The sequence below is a fragment of the Corynebacterium tuscaniense DNF00037 genome (genome assembly GCF_000759055.1).
GTDB classification, from domain to species: Bacteria; Actinomycetota; Actinomycetes; order Mycobacteriales; family Mycobacteriaceae; genus Corynebacterium; species Corynebacterium tuscaniense.
In genome coordinates this window covers 1-18,656 of sequence record NZ_JRNG01000040.1, presented here as the reverse complement: position 1 = coordinate 18,656, position 18,656 = coordinate 1, and the positions used below count along the sequence as shown (strand labels likewise).

At 61.0% G+C, this 18,656-nt stretch carries 18 protein-coding genes, 4 tRNA genes and 1 pseudogene; 3 read left to right on the top strand and 20 right to left on the bottom strand.

Going from position 1 to position 18,656, the window contains the following annotated elements:
• Positions 1–60: 60 nt before the first annotated feature.
• The 9 genes from rplA to HMPREF2129_RS08555 form a co-directional block, all read right to left on the bottom strand.
• Positions 61–771 (bottom strand): 50S ribosomal protein L1, encoded by a 711-nt coding sequence (gene rplA / locus HMPREF2129_RS08595; RefSeq protein WP_034665522.1) that lies wholly within the window; start codon positions 769–771, stop codon positions 61–63.
• A 112-nt stretch (positions 772–883) separates the two neighbouring features.
• Positions 884–1,312, bottom strand: coding sequence for a 50S ribosomal protein L11 (rplK, locus tag HMPREF2129_RS08590; protein WP_034665521.1), 429 nt, complete (start codon positions 1,310–1,312; stop codon positions 884–886).
• A gap of 213 nt (positions 1,313–1,525) precedes the next feature.
• Complete coding sequence (gene nusG / locus HMPREF2129_RS08585) at positions 1,526–2,338, bottom strand: transcription termination/antitermination protein NusG (RefSeq protein WP_034665519.1); 813 nt, start codon at positions 2,336–2,338, stop codon at positions 1,526–1,528.
• A gap of 144 nt (positions 2,339–2,482) precedes the next feature.
• Positions 2,483–2,806 carry a preprotein translocase subunit SecE gene (gene secE, locus HMPREF2129_RS08580; protein ID WP_034665518.1) on the bottom strand — a complete coding sequence of 108 codons (324 nt, stop codon included), beginning with the start codon at positions 2,804–2,806 and terminating at the stop codon, positions 2,483–2,485.
• Positions 2,807–2,830: 24 nt separating this feature from the next.
• Positions 2,831–2,906: transfer RNA gene (locus tag HMPREF2129_RS08575), tRNA-Trp, on the bottom strand.
• A 97-nt stretch (positions 2,907–3,003) separates the two neighbouring features.
• Positions 3,004–3,075, bottom strand: a tRNA-Met gene (locus HMPREF2129_RS08570).
• Between the two features lie 30 nt (positions 3,076–3,105).
• Positions 3,106–3,178: transfer RNA gene (locus HMPREF2129_RS08565), tRNA-Thr, on the bottom strand.
• Positions 3,179–3,416: 238 nt separating this feature from the next.
• A tRNA-Tyr gene (locus HMPREF2129_RS08560) sits at positions 3,417–3,502 on the bottom strand.
• 70 nt (positions 3,503–3,572) lie between these two features.
• On the bottom strand, positions 3,573–4,589 hold the full coding sequence (locus tag HMPREF2129_RS08555) for a polyprenyl synthetase family protein (protein ID WP_034665516.1): 1,017 nt from the start codon (positions 4,587–4,589) through the stop codon (positions 3,573–3,575).
• Between the two features lie 83 nt (positions 4,590–4,672).
• Between HMPREF2129_RS08555 and HMPREF2129_RS08550 the strand changes: the two genes are divergently transcribed.
• Positions 4,673–5,932, top strand: a complete 1,260-nt coding sequence (locus tag HMPREF2129_RS08550; RefSeq protein ID WP_052093061.1) for a geranylgeranyl reductase family protein — start codon at positions 4,673–4,675, stop codon at positions 5,930–5,932.
• A gap of 20 nt (positions 5,933–5,952) precedes the next feature.
• Here the strand turns inward: HMPREF2129_RS08550 and HMPREF2129_RS08545 are convergent, their stop codons facing one another.
• Genes HMPREF2129_RS08545 through HMPREF2129_RS08520 form a run of 6 tightly spaced genes read right to left on the bottom strand, consistent with a single transcriptional unit; the run spans position 5,953 to position 11,697 of the window.
• A complete protein-coding gene (locus tag HMPREF2129_RS08545) occupies positions 5,953–6,639 on the bottom strand; it encodes a demethylmenaquinone methyltransferase (RefSeq protein ID WP_034665537.1) in 687 nt (228 codons plus the stop codon).
• A 49-nt stretch (positions 6,640–6,688) separates the two neighbouring features.
• Positions 6,689–7,852, bottom strand: a complete 1,164-nt coding sequence (locus HMPREF2129_RS08540; RefSeq protein WP_052093072.1) for a glycosyltransferase family 4 protein — start codon at positions 7,850–7,852, stop codon at positions 6,689–6,691.
• Positions 7,853–7,903: 51 nt separating this feature from the next.
• Positions 7,904–8,335, bottom strand: coding sequence for a DUF3592 domain-containing protein (locus HMPREF2129_RS08535; RefSeq protein ID WP_034665534.1), 432 nt, complete (start codon positions 8,333–8,335; stop codon positions 7,904–7,906).
• A 55-nt stretch (positions 8,336–8,390) separates the two neighbouring features.
• Positions 8,391–10,034, bottom strand: a complete 1,644-nt coding sequence (menD, locus tag HMPREF2129_RS08530) for a 2-succinyl-5-enolpyruvyl-6-hydroxy-3-cyclohexene-1-carboxylic-acid synthase (RefSeq protein ID WP_034665515.1) — start codon at positions 10,032–10,034, stop codon at positions 8,391–8,393.
• Positions 10,035–10,061: 27 nt separating this feature from the next.
• The gene (locus HMPREF2129_RS08525; RefSeq protein ID WP_052093059.1) at positions 10,062–10,670 is read right to left on the bottom strand and encodes a hypothetical protein; all 609 of its coding nucleotides are present in this window, start codon (positions 10,668–10,670) and stop codon (positions 10,062–10,064) included.
• Positions 10,663–11,697 (bottom strand): o-succinylbenzoate synthase, encoded by a 1,035-nt coding sequence (locus HMPREF2129_RS08520; protein WP_034665513.1) that lies wholly within the window; start codon positions 11,695–11,697, stop codon positions 10,663–10,665. Before HMPREF2129_RS08520 ends, HMPREF2129_RS08525 begins: the two co-directional genes overlap by 8 nt.
• 91 nt (positions 11,698–11,788) lie before the next feature.
• Here HMPREF2129_RS08520 and HMPREF2129_RS08515 point away from each other — a divergent pair, with 91 nt between their 5' ends.
• Positions 11,789–12,745, top strand: coding sequence for a 1,4-dihydroxy-2-naphthoyl-CoA synthase (locus HMPREF2129_RS08515; RefSeq protein WP_034665512.1), 957 nt, complete (start codon positions 11,789–11,791; stop codon positions 12,743–12,745).
• Between the two features lie 19 nt (positions 12,746–12,764).
• Here the strand turns inward: HMPREF2129_RS08515 and HMPREF2129_RS11255 are convergent, their stop codons facing one another.
• Genes HMPREF2129_RS11255 through HMPREF2129_RS08495 form a run of 4 tightly spaced genes read right to left on the bottom strand, consistent with a single transcriptional unit; the run spans position 12,765 to position 16,787 of the window.
• Positions 12,765–14,204: an ABC-2 family transporter permease gene (locus HMPREF2129_RS11255; protein ID WP_034665510.1), complete on the bottom strand. Its 1,440-nt coding sequence runs from the start codon at positions 14,202–14,204 to the stop codon at positions 12,765–12,767.
• A 4-nt stretch (positions 14,205–14,208) separates the two neighbouring features.
• Positions 14,209–14,922 carry an ATP-binding cassette domain-containing protein gene (locus HMPREF2129_RS08505; protein WP_034665531.1) on the bottom strand — a complete coding sequence of 238 codons (714 nt, stop codon included), beginning with the start codon at positions 14,920–14,922 and terminating at the stop codon, positions 14,209–14,211.
• A gap of 58 nt (positions 14,923–14,980) precedes the next feature.
• Positions 14,981–15,631 (bottom strand): response regulator transcription factor, encoded by a 651-nt coding sequence (locus HMPREF2129_RS08500; protein ID WP_034665508.1) that lies wholly within the window; start codon positions 15,629–15,631, stop codon positions 14,981–14,983.
• A gap of 1 nt (position 15,632) precedes the next feature.
• Complete coding sequence (locus HMPREF2129_RS08495) at positions 15,633–16,787, bottom strand: sensor histidine kinase (protein WP_034665505.1); 1,155 nt, start codon at positions 16,785–16,787, stop codon at positions 15,633–15,635.
• 75 nt (positions 16,788–16,862) lie between these two features.
• On the opposite strand from HMPREF2129_RS08495, the gene menE reads away from it, so the two are divergent.
• Complete coding sequence (gene menE, locus HMPREF2129_RS08490) at positions 16,863–18,011, top strand: o-succinylbenzoate--CoA ligase (protein ID WP_034665504.1); 1,149 nt, start codon at positions 16,863–16,865, stop codon at positions 18,009–18,011.
• Here menE and HMPREF2129_RS11150 read toward each other — a convergent pair.
• A pseudogene (locus HMPREF2129_RS11150) lies at positions 18,008–18,656 on the bottom strand (hypothetical protein); the annotation flags it as partial. The gene menE and the pseudogene HMPREF2129_RS11150 overlap by 4 nt on opposite strands.

Here is an 18,656-nt window from a genome sequence, read left to right as displayed (position 1 = left end):
ACTCCCTCACGGGAAGCACTGGCGGGGTTCGATCAGAAAGGTCAAACCAACCGAAGCGATTTACGCCTCGGTGTAGTCCTTCTGCACGGACGGGTCAACCGGAACACCCGGGCCCTGGGTTGCGGACACGGTGATTTTCTTCAGGTAGATGCCCTTAGCGGAAGACGGCTTGAGGCGAAGGACCTCATCCAACAGAGCGCCGTAGTTCTCAGCGAGCTGCTCCGGGGTGAAGGATGCCTTGCCGATGATGGCGTGCAGGTTGGAAGCCTTGTCCACACGGAAGGCAATCTTGCCACCCTTAGACTCGGTAACAGCCTTAGCCACATCCGGGGTGACAGTGCCGGTCTTCGGGTTCGGCATCAAACCACGCGGGCCGAGGACGCGGGCAACGCGGCCGACCTTAGCCATCTGATCCGGGGTAGCAATGGCAACGTCGAAGTCGATGTTGCCGGCGTTGATCTGCTCGATCAGCTCGTCAGAACCGACGATGTCAGCACCAGCTTCCTGGGCCTTCGTAGCGTTCTCGCCCTCAGCGAAGACAGCGACGCGGACGGTCTTACCAGTGCCATTCGGCAGGTTGACGGTGCCGCGGACCAGCTGGTCGGCCTTGCGCGGGTCGACGGAGAGACGCATTGCTACGTCGATGGTTGCGTCGTACTTCTCCGACGCGGTCTCCTTAGCGAGCTTCACTGCCTCGAGCGGGGAGTACAGGTTCGTACGATCCACCTTTGCCAGCTGCGCGGTGTAGTTCTTGGAGTGCTTCTTGGCCATGTTGATTCCTTAAAGGTTGTAGGGAATGTGGTGCGGGCCTGACCAGGCCCTGCCACGGGCGAGGCGCTCACGCACCTCGCCGGAACAAAAGAGATGGAAAGGAAGGAAGAATTTACTTCTTCACTTCGATACCCATGGAACGAGCGGTACCAGCGATGATTGCTGCGCCAGCCTCGATGTCACGAGCGTTGAGGTCTGCCTTCTTGGTCTCCGCGATCTCCTTGCACTGATCCCAGGTCACAGAACCGACCTTGTTAGTGTGCGGGACGCCGGAACCCTTCTGGACACCAGCAGCCTTGAGCAGCAGCTTGGATGCCGGCGGGGACTTCAGGATGAAGTCGAAGGAGCGGTCTTCGTAGACCGTGATCTCCACCGGGACAATGTTGCCACGCATGGACTCGGTTGCAGCGTTATACGCCTTGGTGAACTCAACGATGTTCACGCCGTGCGCACCCAGAGCCGGACCAACCGGCGGAGCCGGGTTAGCCATACCAGCTTCAATCTGCAGCTTGATCAGGCCAGTGACTTTCTTCTTAGCCATCGAATTACCTCATTTCCTTGGTACAGGGCGCAGCCACGATGTTTAGCATGCGTCCTTCCGGATTCCGGGGTTACCCAGCAACCGGGGATGAACGTTTTCACGTACCCACCTGCGGTAGGCACGATCGTTAAGTGTATGTCACGGAGACCTGCGCCCCCAAATCATGTGGGGCTTGCCAACAGGCAGGCCCCACATGCGTCGATAAGCGAAACGCTACATGATGCGCTCGATCTGGTCGGCGGTGAGCTCCACTGGGGTCTCACGGCCGAAGATGGACACGAGTGCCTGGATCTTACCGGTCTCCGGATCAATCTCATTGATGGTTGCGGAAACACTGGCCAGTGCGCCGGAGAGAATCGTGACAGCCTCGCCCACCTGGAAGTCATGCGCGACCTTCGGCTTCTCCTCCTGCTCCGGCATCGCAATGACGGTCTCCCCCTCAGGGCTGACCTTCACGTCTTCGCCCTCAACTGGTGCTTCCTTCGGCATGAGGAACTTGGCCACATCGCGGTGCTTGACCGGGGTGGCATTGCCCTCATTTCCCACGAAGGAAGTCACACCCGGGGTACCGCGCACCACGGACCACGCAGCGTCGTTAATGTCCATGCGAACAAGCACATAACCCGGCAGAAGCTTACGCTTCACAATCTTGCGCTTACCGTCCTTGAGCTCCACCACCTGCTCAATCGGCACAACCACGTCGTAGATAGAATCCTCCACCTCGAGGGTCTGAATACGCATATCCAGGTTGGTCTTCACCTTGTTCTCATAGCCCGAGTAAGACTGGATGATGTACCACTGGCCCGGCAGCTTTTTCAGCTCACGGGTGTACTCACGCAGACGACGCTTATACTCAGCGTCCGAACTCTCCTCCGGCTCCCCACCCAACGCGGCCTCAGCCTTAGCGACGGCCCCATCCGCCTCCTGCGTCTCCGGATCGGTGGACTCCTCGACGGCACCACCTTCGCTGACCATGTCAGCTTCCTGCTCCTGAATATCTTCCTGGCTGTACTGATCGTCTGCCATGACCGCTCCTTATGCGTCGGGGCTGTGAGTTAGTGGAAGTTGTACAAAGATGTGACGCCCAGCCTACTGCGCTCATCCAAAAACTGATCCCGCCTTACCCTGCGAGCCAGGGAGGCGGGATGTTTTTCTAAAGCGAGATTATACCTATCGGACGAGGATTTGCTCAACTACCCAGGCTGCACCCTTGTCTACGCCCCAGACCAGGGCCGTCATCACGATGAGGAAGCCAAACACAATGAGGGTGTAGTTCAGCATCTGCTGGCGCGTCGGCCAAACAACCTTGCGCATCTCCTGGACAACTTCACCGGGGAATGCGGCAGCACCCTTACCCGGAGCATCCTTATCTGCGACAACGGGTGCGGAGGCACGCTTTTCTTCATAAGAATCAGAGGTGACGGATGATGCACCACTCATCTGGCGTTTGCCAGTGGGTTTTGCGGCATGCCGGCCTGGCTGGTTTTCAGTCACAGCTCTCCTCGATTTAGGTCTATGTGGCAGGGGCGACAGGACTCGAACCTGCAACCTACGGTTTTGGAGACCGTTGCGCTACCAATTGCGCCACGCCCCTTTTGGTGTACTGCTAAACAGTACGCCAACCCTACCACGAACACTCATGCGCTCCTGGGAGGGCGAGCACATCCCCCGACCGAGACCGGGTAGATGAGTAGCGATGGCGAGAATTGAACTCGCGACACAGCGATTATGAGTCGCTTGCTCTACCACTGAGCTACACCGCCATGTTGATTGCTGTCACCAGCAAAAAACAGAGCCCCCTAACAGAATCGAACTGTTGACCTTCTCCTTACCATGGAGACGCTCTGCCGACTGAGCTAAGGGGGCTTAAGCCTCTTAAGCGTTAGCCGCTCGTTTGAAGCCTTGAAAAGATTAACCTGTCGGATACGCTCGGCACAAATCGGCTGGCTAACGCTAGTTTTTAAGCGCTTTTCATGCGCTTAAAAAGGCAGCTTGATACTCAAGTGACCCTTAACTCGTGATCGTCCAGCCACCACGTAGAAACGGGGTTAAACGACGGGGAAAACAAAAACACCGAGGGGTTGAACCTCTCGGTGTTTTGTGTTGGTGCCAGGTAGAAGATTCGAACTTCTGAAGGCTAATGCCGGCGGATTTACAGTCCGCTCCCTTTGGCCGCTCGGGCAACCTGGCGTGCCTGAACTACCTTACAGCAGCGCCCCAGAGAAAGTGCAAATCAGCTGGAATACAGGCATTTCTTGAGCTAGCCCACGCGGTCGACGGTGTAGCGGGCAATGTGGCGCATCGCTGCATTTGCCGGGATATTGGGGAGCTGATCCAGGCACTCATCTACGACGGCCAGGTAGTCCCGGACACAGTCGAGGGCACGTTCGCGGCCATCGGTTTGGCTGATGAGGGTGAGGGCGCGCGTGACATCGGCATCGCGGATAAGCGGGCCAGTAAGAAGCGCGCGGAGTTCTTCCCCGGCGGGGCCCTGATCTTGCATGGCGTAGAGCGCGGGCAGGGTGAACACGCCTTCACGCAGGTCCGTGCCCGGCGTCTTTCCGGACTGGTCGGTATCGGAGAAGATGTCGATGATGTCGTCGACGATCTGGAAGACCATGCCCACGGCCTCACCGAGCTTGGTCAGCGCGGCGATCGTCGGCTGATCCGCACCGGAATGAACGGCGCCGAGGTGGGCAGCAGACGCAATGAGTACACCCGTCTTCTCGCGGATGACGCTTAAGTAATGCTCAATCGGGTCGTTGTCACCAGCGCCGAGAGTTTCACGCATCTGACCGGTAACCAGCTGTCCGAAGGTTTCCGCAAAGTGGGCCACCGTGGCGGTATCGATCTCACTCATGATGCGCGAAGCCTCTGCCAGCAGGAAGTCACCAGAGAGGATGGCCACCGTGTTTGTCCACCGCGAGTTGGCTGACTCGACACCACGGCGTTTATCCGCTTCATCCATCACATCGTCGTGATACAGCGTGGCCAAGTGCACCATCTCTACGATGGTGGCGCCACGCACAACATTGTCGGATTGCGGGTGCGGTCCGAACTCGCTGGCCAACATGGCCATCACCGGACGGAAACGCTTACCACCAGCCTTAGCTAGGTGCGTCACCTTGGCGGACAGGAAATCCTGCCCACTGTCGAGTCGCTGGAACATGAGCTGTTCCACTCGTGCCAACCCGTCAGCAACGCGAGCTGCCAGCGCCTCATCCCCAAGATCCAGCTGGTTGCTGGCTGAGGGGGGTTTAGGAGAGCCGTGAGTCATCTATCGTCCTTGCGGGTCTGCGGCGGGAATAGGAACCTCCTTTACCGTAGTCCACCCCACAACTAATTACGGCAATATGTACCGTGAGTACCGTGAATTCGTTTATAGGCCGCTATGACTGCGTGGTTGTCGGCGCTGGCCCCGCCGGTTCCGCCGCCGCGATCGCCGCGGTCCGGGCAGGTATGAGCACCGCTGTTGTGGACGCTGCCCCCGCTGGCCGCGACAAGACCTGTGGCGACGGCCTGACGCCCCGCGCGGTCCACGCGCTGAAAACCCTGGGGCTGGAATCAGCGCTGCCCACCTATCGCAATCGTGGCCTGAAGCTTCACGGGTATGGGGGTTCCGTCACCGCACCGTGGCCACGCAGCATCTACGGCACCGAGGGGTCCGCCAGTCCGCGCGCTATTTTCGATGCCGCCCTGGCCGACCTAGCAGCCACCACCGGCGCCGATGTGTTCTACGACTGCCCGGCCACGGGGGTCTCTTTCGGGTCGGACGGTTTCATCTCCGCGGTGGAAACTCCCCGCGGCCAGATCCACGCGCGCTGGGTGATTGTGGCGGACGGTGTGCGCTCCCCCTTCGGCAAAAAGCTCGGCCGCCAGTGGCACCGTGGGGAGGTCTACGGCATCGCCGCGCGCTCATATTGCGCTTCCCCGCTTGCTAGCGAACCCTGGATGCACTCCCACGTTGAACTCAACGATGCGTCAGGGCAGATCCAACCCGGCTACGGCTGGATCTTCCCGCTTGGTTCCGGTCAGGTCAACCTTGGTTGCGGCGCCTTGTCTACCGACGCACGCCCAGCGAAGGTGAATACCAAGAAGCTGCTGGTGCAGTACGCGGATCAGGTGCGTAAGGAGTGGCGCCTGGGCGAACCGCAGAACATCACCTCGGCCATGCTTCCGATGGGCGGCGCAGTTAGCGGCGTGGCTGGTCCGAACTGGATGCTCATCGGGGATGCCGCCGCCTGCGTCAACCCCCTCAACGGTGAGGGCATCGACTACGGGCTGGAAACGGCCATCATGGCTGTGAACCTCATCCAATCCATGAGCCCCGGCGCGGATGCCACCCTGGCCTGGCCATGGGTTTTGCGGGAGAGCTACGGCGAAGCCTTCATGTTGGCGCGCACCGCCGCACGGCTGCTTACGTATCCCCAGTTCCTCCCCATCGCTGGGCCCGTGGCCATGCGCAATCTTGGTGGCCGCTACCTCATGCCGGCAGCAGCACGCCTCATGGGAAATCTGATCACGGAGGAGGACAAAGATCTGGTTGCCCGGGCGTGGCGCACGGCTGGGAAGGCCGTCAGCCGGCTGCGCGCGGATACGCCGCTCTGGAGCCCCGTGTGAGCTAACGCTCACACAAGGACTTAATTTTTCACGGCGTGGTGCAGTGCAACAATGCCGAAGGCGAGGTTCTTCCACTCGCACTCAGCCCAGCCATTGGCGTTGATATCGCTGGCAAGCTGCTTTTGTGCGGGCCATGCCTTAATGGATTCCGCCAGGTACTCATAGGCCGGCGCGTTGGAGGAAAAGACCTTGCCCAGAAGCGGGATCATCTTGGGCAGGTAGCGGCTGTACAGCTGGGAAAACACGGGGACAACGGGGGTGGAAAACTCATTGACCACCAGACGCCCACCTGGTTTGGTCACGCGCGCCATTTCACGCAGGCCGGCCTTGAAGTCGTGAACGTTGCGCAAACCGTAGGAGATGGTCACGGCATCAAAAGATTCATCCTCGAACGGCAAGTGCATTGCGTCCCCGCACACCTTCGGCACCTCGCGGTGCGCCCCGGCACGCAGCATGCCCTGAGAGAAATCACACGCCACGACCCATGCGCCGGACTTAGCTAGTTCGACGGTGGACACGGCGGTGCCGGCGGCGAGGTCGAGTACTTTCTCCCCCGGCTTGACGTGGAGAAGCTCACGGGTGCGTTTGCGCCAGTAGCGGTCCATGCCAGCCGTCATCACCGTGTTGGTGATGTCGTAGTTCTTTCCCACATCATCGAACATTCCCGCCACATCGTGTGGGTCCTTCTCCAGGTTCGCCTTGGCCATAGCCATCGAGTCTAAGTCACCCGCCCGCGCATGCCCCCACCCGGATACGTTATGCAGGGTGAATGCGCGGGAAACGGTCGGTTCCCTTGTGCTTGGGGTACGCATCAAGCACGTCGTTGTAGTAGCCCAACAGCTGATCACACAGCGCCGGCCATGTCTTGTCCTCGATCGAGGCCCGCGCATTGGTGCTCATGGTGGCCAGGTTGTCCTCGGCAAGAATGTGCGCCGCTGCTGCCGGAAGATCACGCGCAAACGTCTCCACATCCAATAGAAGGCCGTTGTAGCCTTCCTGAATGGTGTCGATGGGACCTCCGGCGCGCGGCCCAATCGTCGGCACACCCGAAGCTTGGGCTTCTTGGAGTGTTTGCCCGAATGTTTCAAACTCGCCCGGGTGCACAAACAGGTCCAGGCTGGCGTAAGCAGCCGCCAGCTTCTCGCCGCCCAACTGACCGGTGAACACCGCGTCTGGCATCAGCTTGCCCAAATCACGCCGCAGCGGCCCGTCACCCACGATAACCAGCTGAATATTCGGGTCCCCGTACAGCGCCGCGAGACGTTCCACGCCTTTCTCCGACGCCAACCGTCCCACGTATCCCACGAGCTTCTTCTCCCCCGTCGGGTCCCACTTCGCACGCAAATCCCCCCTGCGCTTCCGTGGATGGAACAACACCGAATCCACTCCGCGGCCCCACTTGTGCACGTTTTTTACCTTGTGCTCCTCCAAGGCCGCGATCGCTACTGACGACGGCGCCAGCGTCATCTGCGCCATATTGTGCAAGGTGCGCGTCCAGCGCCACGCCGCCGATTCCAATAAACCCAGGCGGTACTTCGCGGCAAAGCCCGCCACGTCAGTCTGGAACAGCGCAATGCACGGCACTTTTTGTTGCTTTGCCACGATCGCCCCAATCCCACCCAACACAAACGGACTAGCCAAATGGATAATGTCCGGCTTGAACTCCTTCACCGTTTTAAGCACCCGACCACTAGGAATTCCGACGGGTAAGGAATCCACGCGGGGCACCATCACCGTGGGCACACGAACAATGGGAAAGCCCATGTAGTCCGGGATTTCCTCCTGGTACTCGCGAGCGCCAGGAGCGATCACCACGGCCTCAACCCCCGTCTCCTTGAGGTGCTCCAACACCCGCAGGACCGAATTGGTTACGCCATTGACGTTGGGCAGGAAGGACTCGGCAACAATGGCAACACGCATGCCCGCATTATTCACCGTCACACCGAACACGTCATGGAATTGCGGGGAACCTTAGGTTAATTTTCCCGCCCGACGGGCACGGGGTTTGGCAAGGGCGCTCACTGCCCACCAGGTAAGACCCGCGATCAAGGTGGACGCAACAGCGACCGATAGCGCCGGGATGATAGCCAACGTCCACTGACGGCCCTCCACCTTCACGATGTCCGGGTTGGACTTGGCATACGCCACCCACACCTGCTGCCCTTCCCCAATGCCGGACGGGTAGAGCAGGCCGTACGGCGGAGTGTGGAAGCGCCCTTGCTCATCCTGGTACTCAACCGACATGCGCAGCGTGGACACACTGTTCACCGTGGCGATACCCCGGCCAGGGTCCTTGGCAATGAGGTAATCGTTGTACGCCGGACCTGCCACCATGGCCACACTGCCGAGCATCGCGCACATGTACAACACGATGATCAGCTGGTGGAGCCTACGGCGGGCGATCTCCCGCGTCACAACAATCCTCACTCCTGGTGCCCTTTCGCCCTAATTTTCCACCCTATTTTTTCAACCGCTCGGCCAATTCCCGGCGGGTAGCGCGGGTAGTCACAGCCTCGATCACCAGGATGGGGTGCGGGGAATCGATGTTGTCCATCAACTCATCCAGCAACTCCGCAGTGCTTTCTGCCCGCGCATAGGCCACACCATAGCCTTCACACAGGGACTCAATATCCACATCATGCGGCGTACCAAAAGCCTGCTCAAACTGCTCGCGCAGCGTTGGCGCCCCCACTTCAAGCCCTTCAAAAATGCCGCCTCCATTGTCATTGGCCACGACGATAGTGAGGTTGCTCGGCCGTGGTTGCGTGATCCCTTCACCGCCCACGAGCAGCCCGCCAATGTCATGGAGGAACGTAAGGTCCCCCATCAAGGCAACGGTGCGGGGTGCGCGGATCTCCTCCGGATGGAGCGCCTGCGTGGCCAAGGCAATGCCAATGGCCTGGGAGATCGTGCCATCAATGCCGGCTGCGCCACGCGCCGCATATGTGGATACACCATCGAAGGGCATACCCACCAAACTGGCATCACGCACTGGGTTGGAAGACCCCAGAACCATCGTGTCGCCCACACCCAACGTGTCACACACAGCTGCGGCGACGTGCAGGCCGGTGAACCCAAACGACTCATCTGCCAGGGCATCACGCACTGTCTGTGCACCAACGTCACCTGCTGCCTCGCAGATCTTCAACCACGTATCGGTGGGCTGCCCCGTGACGTTCACGCGGCTGCCACGGCGCTGCGGGTTACCGGTGAACGTGTCCGTGCGGGACAGTCCAATGATTTCAATGGTCGAATCCGCCATGAGCGCCAACACATCCCGGTGGAGCGTCGGATGGCCAACAACGATGACCTGCTCCGGTTTTGTCGACGCCGCGAAGTCCCCACCGTCATGACTAATAGCTACCTCGTCTTGCACGAAGAAACGCGCCGCCAAGGGGTGGACCTGGTGGAACGGTGTTGGGGCAGTCGGCTCCGCGATGGTGGGCACGTGCTCCAGTCCCGGTACCTCCCATGCCTCATCACCAGCGATGACAAGCGTGTTTTTGTCCAAGTCCACGTCCACCATGCCGTGGTCCACGAAACCAGCACCGTCGCGTTTCATGTGGCCCGGCCCCACCCGGCGCGGCTGGCCCGCCTGCTCAGGCAGTGCTTGCGGTACGAGCGGGGTGTCAAAGGCAACGTTGATGTGCACCTGATCGGCCACAAAGGAGATCGGGTCCCCTGGGGAGGTGACCTGTTGGGTTTCCGCGTAACGGCCAAAGATTCCCTGTTGCCAGATGGTTTGGGACGCGCCCGTACCCACGAGGCGCTCCGGCCGGTCCGCACTCACCACCACCAGTGGTGTGTGGGACATGTGGGCCTCCACCACCGCTGGGAAAGCATTGGCCACGGCGGTGCCCGACGTCATCACCACACCCACATGGCGGTGCTGCACGCGCGCAAGTCCAAGGGCAGTGAAGGCTGCCGAACGTTCATCAATCCGCACATGAACCGTGATGTCCTCACGCGCCAGCAAGGCGAACGCAAGCGGGGAATTACGTGAGCCGGGGCTCAAAACAACATCCGTGACGTGCTCTGCGAGTACCCGTGCCACATGTTGTGCCAGTTCAAGTGAATCGGGGGAATCCACTGAGTTAGCCATCCTCTTTCTCATTAGATCTATGTGGATCTAGTTGGACGCCTTCATTTCGTCGAGAATCTTCTTCAGATCGTCCAGCATGCTTTGGAAATCATCCTTGACATCCTCCGGGACCTCCGTTGGAATCTCGGTGGGCAGATCCTTGGGAAGCTCCGTTGGAAGTGTGACTTCGCCGTCACCGTCCTTTTCGCTGTTGAACAGGCTTTCCCAGAAACCGTCCTTCCCTGTAGTCACAGTCTCCGTTTCAGTGAGAGTGACCGGCGCTGGTGGCGGCTGGTTCGCGCGCGATTCCGCACCCCGCCACAGGAAGAACAGCACCACACCGGCTAGTGCAACAAGTACTGCGATTACCCCCAGCACAATGGTGGTGTTGTTGGTTTTCTCCGCGTTATCGGGCGCAAACTGCTGCCCATACTGGTCGTGTTGGCCATGCCCGTTGTAACCACCCGGATGATACGGCTCGTCATACGGCTGCGGTTCGCTGTAGCGGTCCTCATATTCGGGGGAATAATTACCGATGTACGCCGTCTGATTATCTTCATTCGGCATGTACTGCCGTGGCGCCGGCGAGGTTGAGCCCATGTATTCCGTCTGGTCGTCCGAATTATCCTGCGGGATCCTGCGCGTCTGATCATCCATAAGGCACATCGTAGCTGCCACCGGTGACACCAAGGATGTCCCAGCACCGTCGCAGCCGGTCAAACCAGAAATCCTTGCGCTTCCCTGAGGCAGCCAACGCCATCAAGCGGTCCGGATCAGGCTCGCATGTGGCGGCGTTTAAGCAGCCGCCACGAAGCTCCTGTTTTTCCGCGACATCCTCCACGAACAGACGCTGCGTGCCCAGCCCCGCGGCATTAACAGTCACAGGGCTATCAGTTATCGACGTCTCCACCGCCTTCGCCGCGATTAACCCCACACCAATCCCCACTGCCGTATCTAGCGCCGAGGCAACGGTGATGCTCATATTGTGCGCGGCAAGGTCTTTCGCGATGGTGAGCGTATTGCCCACTCCACCCAGTGGCGCAACCTTCGCCACCGCGACATCGGCCGCATCAAGCGCGGCCACGCGATAGGGGTCTGCTGCCTTTCTAATCGACTCATCCGCAGCAACCGGAACATCCGTCCGGCGGCGCACCTCGGCGAGCTCCTCCACCGTTGCACAGGGCTGTTCGATGTAGCGCAACATCCCGCCAGCAGCCTCCGCTAACGCCTCGGCCGCCTGGATTGCCTCATCTACAGTCCACCCACCATTCGCATCCACGCGCAGCTCCGCGTCGGGGCGGTGGGTGTGGACGGTGGCGACGCGAGCCAGATCGTCGATAAGCGATTGCCCTTTCTCTGCCACCTTGATTTTGAAGGTACCCACCCCCGGGAAGCGCTCAAGCACACCTTCGACCTCAGACGCGGCAACGGCGGGCACCGTGCCATTGATTCGCACGGCACGATCCCCCAAGTCAAGTCCCTGATAGCCCTGGTAGGCGGCCTCCAACGCGGCGCGCAACCACGCCGCGGATTCTTGGTCGCCGTACTCCACGAAGGGCGCGAACTCGCCCCACCCCGCCGGGCCGTCGATGAGCAGGGCCTCCCGCGTGGTGATCCCCCGGAACGGCACCGCCATCGGCAGCGCAACCACGTGGGCGCGGTCCAGAATGTCTGCCAACTCCAAAATCTTGCACCTCCACGCCGTGCTCTGTGGGTTTACTCTAGTGGGACACGATCAGGACAAAGACATCCCACCTCAATGGCACAATGACGGAATGACCTCATATTCCACCGACCAGCCCTTCGACCCGTCCCAGTGGAAGACCGTCGAGGGTTTTGATTTCACCGACATCACCTACCACCGCCACGCGGGCGAGGGTCGCGCGAACGGGATCGTGCGCATTGCCTTTGATCGGCCGGAGGTGCGCAATGCTTTCCGCCCGCACACGGTGGATGAGCTGTACCGCGCACTCGACCACGCGCGCCGCGACCCGTCCGTCGGTGTTGTGCTTCTCACCGGCAATGGCCCCTCGCCGAAAGATGGCGGTTGGGCCTTCTGTTCCGGCGGTGACCAGCGCATTCGCGGGCGTTCCGGCTACCAGTACGCCACCAGCCACGACGGTGACGTGGAAGCCGCCACCGCCGATCACGTCGATGAAGCCCGCGTGAAAGCTGAAGGCGGCCGCCTGCACATCCTGGAGGTCCAGCGCCTCATCCGCACGATGCCCAAGGTGGTCATCGCTGTGGTCAACGGGTGGGCCGCCGGCGGTGGGCACTCCCTCCACGTCGTGTGTGACATGACTATCGCCTCCCGTGAGGAAGCCCGCTTCAAGCAGACCGACGCCGATGTCGGCTCCTTCGACGGCGGCTACGGCTCCGCCTACCTAGCCAAGCAAGTCGGCCAGAAGTTCGCGCGCGAGATCTTCTTCCTCGGCCGCACCTACTCCGCCGAGGACATGCACCGCATGGGTGCCGTCAACATCGTCGCCGACCACGCCTCACTCGAAGCAGAAGCCATCCAGGTCGCCCGCGAAATCAACGGCAAGTCCCCCACCGCCCAGCGCATGCTCAAGTTCGCCTTCAATTTGCTTGACGACGGCCTCATGGGCCAACAAGTCTTCGCCGGCGAAGCCACCCGCCTCGCCTACATGACGGACGAGGCGGTGGAAGGCCGCGACTCCTTCCTGGAAAAACGCCCGCCGAACTGGGACGAGTTCCCGTTCTATTACTAGATAGGTCAACTAGATACGGTCAACCCCGCACGTGTGATCCGCGCAGCCACCGGTGGGCCAAAGCCATACTTCCCGCGAAGAGCGCCGCACCCAACACACTAGCGATAGCGAAACGCGTTAGGGTCGTGGCAGTTTCCGGCCATGCTGTCGGCGCGATAATCCAGAGTGCGCTCTCGGCGAGAACATCGCCGCCGATCGTGGCGGAGAAAATGGTCGCGGCCAGTGTCAGAGCGAGTGCCCACCCCACGCCCCAACGAACAGTAACGGCCAGTGAGAGGAATGCCATCGCGCCACCGATGAAGGTGGCAAGGAGGAGGCGACGGGCAGCGTCGATAGGCATTGCCCCGCAGGTCACCGTGGCAACGAGCGCAACGAGCACGACCACAATGAGCAGCCAACCAAGAAGTGCTGCGCGGACGCGCGCGTGCTCGATCTGCATGAGCGACCAGGCCGGCCGCAACTGCGGCCACACGAGTACTGGGAGAAGACCCGCACCGACGGGCAGGATCGCGTAGGTGAACAGGCCCGTGCGTACGGATGGGTCGTAGCGCAGTGCGAACAGCATGACCAGCACGGACAAGACCACGCACCCAATCACCGCCGGGTTCAACGCAGCGCGATGGATGCCACGAAGTGCTGCCAGGTGTGGCACGGCGGCCGGACGGTTCACAGCGGGTATTGCAGGGTTATCAGCTACCGGCACGGTTACCGCATGGACGGCCCTGCGACGCAAGCGCAGAGGAGTCAACCGCGCTGGAACAAGCACTGTGCACGCCATCCCCACCACGGCGAGCAGCACGCACAGAGCGAAGGCCGGCCACGGTGACTCATACCGCAACGGCGAATCTGCCTCCAATGGTGTTGCATTGAAGTGCAGCCCCATCGTGGGCAGCACGAGACGCATAGGCCACGCGCCGGGGTTGAGCCACCACCAGTCACGCTCAGCGAAATAGCCGAGGAACTGCCAAATGAGGGAACCAGCGAGCGCAACGATAAGACCGTAGCGGCGGCTCACTGCCGCAGCTACGCCAGCAACACCGAGCGAACCGACCCACGTGAAAACCCCGATCAATAGGACGCGCGCCGCGTGCTCGAGACCGAAAAGCGCAGCAAGCGCCCATGTCGCACCGAAATCAAGCAAGAAAAACAAACCAAGCGCTACCCACACCACCACGAGCCGGGCAGCACGTGTCGCATGCTGCGATGCCGGGCGCCACAGCGTTCCGCCCGAGCGCGACTGTTTTTCCCGTTGCTCCACCAGCCCCGCATACAGTGCGGCGATCGGCGCGAGCATGCCCGTGACCAGCAATGCTTGCCAGTTGAGCATGTCGGAAGCGTCTTCAACAACGCCGGCCAGCGACATTCCCGACAGGACTAAGCCCAGCACTAGACCACTGCCGGCGAGCCACCACAGGACGGAGCCTTTCGCACGGATGCATTCAGCACGCAGTTCCCGCATTGTTTTAGAGCACCTCCCCGTTCGCAGCAGTGCCACGGGTGAGCTGGAAGAAGGATTCCTCCAGGTTCGGGCCAAGCTCGCGTAATTCGCCTGCAAACCGCACGGTGCCATCGGCGATCACGGTGGCATCATCGGCCAGGTGAAGGACCTCACCAAGCTGATGCGAACTGACCAGCACGGTACGCCCAGCACGGGCATAGTCCTTCAAATACTCACGCAGGTGCGCGATGCCCTCCGGGTCAAGGCCGTTCTGAGGTTCATCGAGCACCAACACTGGTGGTTCTCCGAGCAGCGCCTGCGCTAACGCCAGGCGTCCTTTCATGCCGGTGGAGAAATTCGACGCTTTCTTCTTCCCCGCGGCCTCCAGCCCGACAAGCTCAAGCACACGATCAGCCTCCGAATCCGGCAGACCGAGCAATGTTGTGTGTACCCGCAGGTTGTCGCGGGCACTAAGGTGGCCGTAAAACGCCGGGTCATTGATAGAGGCCCCAACACAACGCAATTTGGATCGCTTGAAAGGCTGCCCCATCAACGTCACGCTGCCATGATCGGGCTTAATCAGGCCAAGCAGCACCGACATCAACGTGGACTTGCCAGCACCATTCGGCCCAAGCAGCGCATGCACACGACCAGGTGACGTTGTCAGCGCCACATCGTTCAAAGCACGGTGGTCACCGAAAGTGACGGAAATATCTGAACAAGCAAGGTGCGAACTGATCATGCACACCATCTTTGTGGTCCAGGTCAGATGTGTAATCCCCCCACGGGAGGATTTTCTAGTCCACTATTCCAGCCCGTTGTGCAAGGAGCACCAACGCAACTCGGTCACGCGCACCGAGCTTGTGCAGCAAATTCTTCACATGTGTTTTCACCGTGGTCTCCGCGATAAATAGCCGCTGAGCCAGCTCCGCATTCGTTGCTCCAGTTCCAATTTCGGCCAGCACCTCCACTTCACGGCGGGTGAGAAAGGAAAGCGCTTGCCTCTGCTGATCGCTTAAAGCAGTGTGCTCATGCACTCCACCTCGCACCCACTCCAACACCTTTCCGGTCACACCGCTAGCCAGGACAGATTCACCATGAAAAACCGTACGGATAGCCTCCGCCAGCACCTCCGGATCAGCGTCCTTGAGCAGGAATCCGTGAACGCCGGCTTCAATCGCAGCTTTCACCAACGCATCATCATCAAAGGTGGTCAACATGATCACTTTCGGCCCAAGTGGCATGATCTGACGCGCCGCGGAAATCCCATCAAGCACTGGCATCCGAATATCCAGCACAGCCACATCGATGTCGTGTTGTTTCACCTGCTCCACCGCATTCTCACCATCAGCAGCGGTGGCCACCACCTCAAAATCCGGTTGTGCGTTCAGGATGGTGGTGAGGGCGTGGAGGAGGAGCGGTTGATCGTCGGCAAGCAAAATGCGCATCTCATACTCCCAGCACTGCGGTGACAGTGACCTTGTTGTCTTCGTGTTCAATTTCGAAGGTCCCGCCCGTCGCGCGTGCACGCTCCCGCATACCGACGATCCCCGTGCCCGCTCCCGGCTGCGGCTGCGTACGGCCCACCGACGCAATCGTCACAACGATCGCCTCCGGGCCCTGCTCAACCGCAACCCGCGCCACCGGATTCTCCTGGTGCTTGACCGCATTGGTGAGCGCTTCCGCGACGATCCTGTTGAGCGCCTGGGCCGTCACAGTAGGCACGCTCAACCGCTCCGGCGCATCCAGCGTGACCGTCATGCCACTGGCACGAAAACGCTCAATCACCGCTGGAAGCGATTCAGCCGTCACGGCAGGCGCGAGCCCGGGCCTCTCATCCCGTAGCCCTTTGACCAGCAAGCGAATGTCCGCAAGCGCGTCCCCCGCTGTGTCCCGGATAAGCTCAAGCGATTCTCGTTCCGTCCCTGCAGCCAGCCCCGCATTAGCCTGCACCTTGATCAGCGTCAGCGAATGGCCCAGCACATCGTGAATATCGCGGGCCGTGTTCAGCCGCTCCTCCTCCCGCGCCGCAACCAAACGTTGCTCCCGCATACGCGACCTATGCTTCTCCGCCTCCTCTTCCGCAGCCCCACTCGCCGCAAGAAGATACGCCACGGCGATGACCGCCCAGTGAAACAACAACGTCAACGCTGCATCAGCCGGCCGCCGGTAAAACAGGATGAAGTCCTCGCCCCACGTCCACATGAACGGGGAAATGAAACACCACGCTGCCGCAACCGCGGTGAGTAGCGTGGCACGCCACATCCCACGATGTGATCCACCACCCCTCTTGCCGCCGTGGATGTCCTGGGCGTGGCGGCGTCCGGTATAAACCGCCAGCGGAACCAACACCACCCACACCGTGTAACCAATATTCGTCGGTGCAGCTACCCACAGCACCGACCACGCCACGTTCAACCCCACCATCAATGCTGATGACACCACCGGGTTCCTCTGCCACCGCGACAGCGCCCCCACAAAACACCAGGACAAAAGCACTTGAACCCAATCCTGGGTAGCCACATGGCCAGTGAACAGCGGCACCGTGTACACCAGCGCCAACCCAGCCGCCAACGAAGTGACCACGAGCTCACCGGATTTCATACGCACGAACCTGAGCCTATCCCGCCACCCCACTCTGGCTCCTCCTCCCACAGGAGGAGATTGACTCACGCTAGGATGACGCGCGTGCCCAACATGCTCGAATTACTCCCCGTTGACCTGGCTAATCCGCTAGCGATCATGCCCGACCTGGAAGCGGCAATCTCTGGTGAATGTGCGGTGTTGCCCGTCCCGACCAATGATCCGACGCGGGCAGACAAACTCCGCGTGAGCATGCGCGCGGGCCAGTCCATTGCAGATGAGATCGCAGTGGTGGTGGCCACCTCGGGCTCCACGGGCACACCGAAGGGCGCACAGCTCACGCCGGTGAACCTCATTTCCAGCGCCGATGCCACCCACCAGGCGTTAGGTGGCCCGGGCCAATGGCTTCTAGCCATGCCAGCGCACCACATCGCGGGCCTGCAGGTCCTCGTGCGCAGCATGGTCGCCGGCGTCGAACCAGAATTTATCGACCTCACCGACGGCTTCCACACCGCAGACTTCGCCGCACGCACCGAAACACTTGCCGCCACCGGCGACCGCATGTACACCTCGCTCGCCCCGATGCAGCTCAACAAAATCATGAGCACCCTCGCCGGCATAGAAGCCTTAAGGCTTTTCGACGCCATCTTGGTCGGCGGCGGCCGCATCAACCCGAAAATGCTCGACTCGGCAGCCAAACTGCGCATCAACGTGGTGACCACCTACGGCTCCTCCGAAACCTCCGGCGGCTGCGTATACGACGGCCGACCCATCGCCGGCGCCCACGTTCGCGTCCGCGATGGCCGCATCCACCTCGGCGGCCCCATGATCGCGCATGGCTACCGCAACCTGCCCGACCATGAAGCCTTTGCCGAACCTGGCTGGTTTATCACCTCCGATGCCGGTGAACTCACCGACGGGACACTCACCGTCAACGGGCGCCTTGACAACCTCATCGAAACCGGCGGCCTCAAACTGCAGCCAGAACTCCTTGAGGAATTCATGCTCACCCTCGACGGCGTCACCGGCGCCTGCGTTGTCGGAGTTCCCGACGAACGCTTCGGCCACCGCGTCTGCGCCGCCTACTCCGGCTCCGCCGACTTAGGAGTCATCCTCGAAGCCTTTGATGATCTTCCCCGCTGGCAAATACCTAAGGATCTCCGCCACTTCCGTATGATCCCCACCACCGGCCCCGGCAAACCCGACCGCCGCGCCGTCGCCGAAATCTTCGCCGAGGATGCCTAGCGTTTGGGTTCGCGTACCCATGCCCCGATGACTCCGGGGACGACTTCGGGTGCTTCACCAAGGAGTGCTTTGAGGTTGCCTTCACGTTCTACTGCTGAGGTCACTGCTTGTACCCGGCCACGTTTGTTTTGTCCGTTTCGGCCACCGCGGCCAGCACCAGCAGCAGGACCAACACCGTACCCACCAGCACCAGCACCGCCAGCTCCGCCGGTTCGTGGGCTTGCACCTGGACTACCAGCAGCCACACCACCGGCTCCTGGCCCGTTGCCTGGTGCTGGCCCCACACCACCGGTACCTGCACCGCCACCGGCTCCTGGTGGGGTGCCAAACCCACCCCGGGCACCTAGCGCACCAGAACCACCTGCGCCTGCACCGGAACCGACACCACCGCTCAACCCTGCGGCACCACGCCCGGCAAAAGGCATAGCCCCACCAAGCCCACCAACAGCACCGGCTGCACCAAGCCCGCCAACAGCACTGGTTGCACCACCAGCAAGCGCACCTGCACCCGCAGCCGCACCGGCACCGCCAGTTAGTGCGCCACCTAGTGCACCGACTGGTGGTAGTGACGGGGCAGTCGCACTGGCTACCTGGGTAGGAGTAGCACCAGAGGCAATCAAATCCAACAAATCCGGATTCGGTTTA

Coding starts and splice junctions, on each gene's coding strand:
- rplA (WP_034665522.1), bottom strand. CDS start 771: ATGGCCAAGAAGCACTCCAAGAACTACACCGCGCAGCTGGCAAAGGTG.
- rplK (WP_034665521.1), bottom strand. CDS start 1,312: ATGGCTAAGAAGAAAGTCACTGGCCTGATCAAGCTGCAGATTGAAGCT.
- nusG (WP_034665519.1), bottom strand. CDS start 2,338: ATGGCAGACGATCAGTACAGCCAGGAAGATATTCAGGAGCAGGAAGCT.
- HMPREF2129_RS08555 (WP_034665516.1), bottom strand. CDS start 4,589: ATGACTCACGGCTCTCCTAAACCCCCCTCAGCCAGCAACCAGCTGGAT.
- HMPREF2129_RS08545 (WP_034665537.1), bottom strand. CDS start 6,639: ATGGCCAAGGCGAACCTGGAGAAGGACCCACACGATGTGGCGGGAATG.
- HMPREF2129_RS08540 (WP_052093072.1), bottom strand. CDS start 7,852: ATGCGTGTTGCCATTGTTGCCGAGTCCTTCCTGCCCAACGTCAATGGC.
- menD (WP_034665515.1), bottom strand. CDS start 10,034: ATGGCTAACTCAGTGGATTCCCCCGATTCACTTGAACTGGCACAACAT.
- HMPREF2129_RS08525 (WP_052093059.1), bottom strand. CDS start 10,670: ATGGATGATCAGACGCGCAGGATCCCGCAGGATAATTCGGACGACCAG.
- HMPREF2129_RS08515 (WP_034665512.1), top strand. CDS start 11,789: ATGACCTCATATTCCACCGACCAGCCCTTCGACCCGTCCCAGTGGAAG.
- HMPREF2129_RS11255 (WP_034665510.1), bottom strand. CDS start 14,204: ATGCGGGAACTGCGTGCTGAATGCATCCGTGCGAAAGGCTCCGTCCTG.
- HMPREF2129_RS08500 (WP_034665508.1), bottom strand. CDS start 15,631: ATGCGCATTTTGCTTGCCGACGATCAACCGCTCCTCCTCCACGCCCTC.
- HMPREF2129_RS08495 (WP_034665505.1), bottom strand. CDS start 16,787: ATGAAATCCGGTGAGCTCGTGGTCACTTCGTTGGCGGCTGGGTTGGCG.
- menE (WP_034665504.1), top strand. CDS start 16,863: ATGACGCGCGTGCCCAACATGCTCGAATTACTCCCCGTTGACCTGGCT.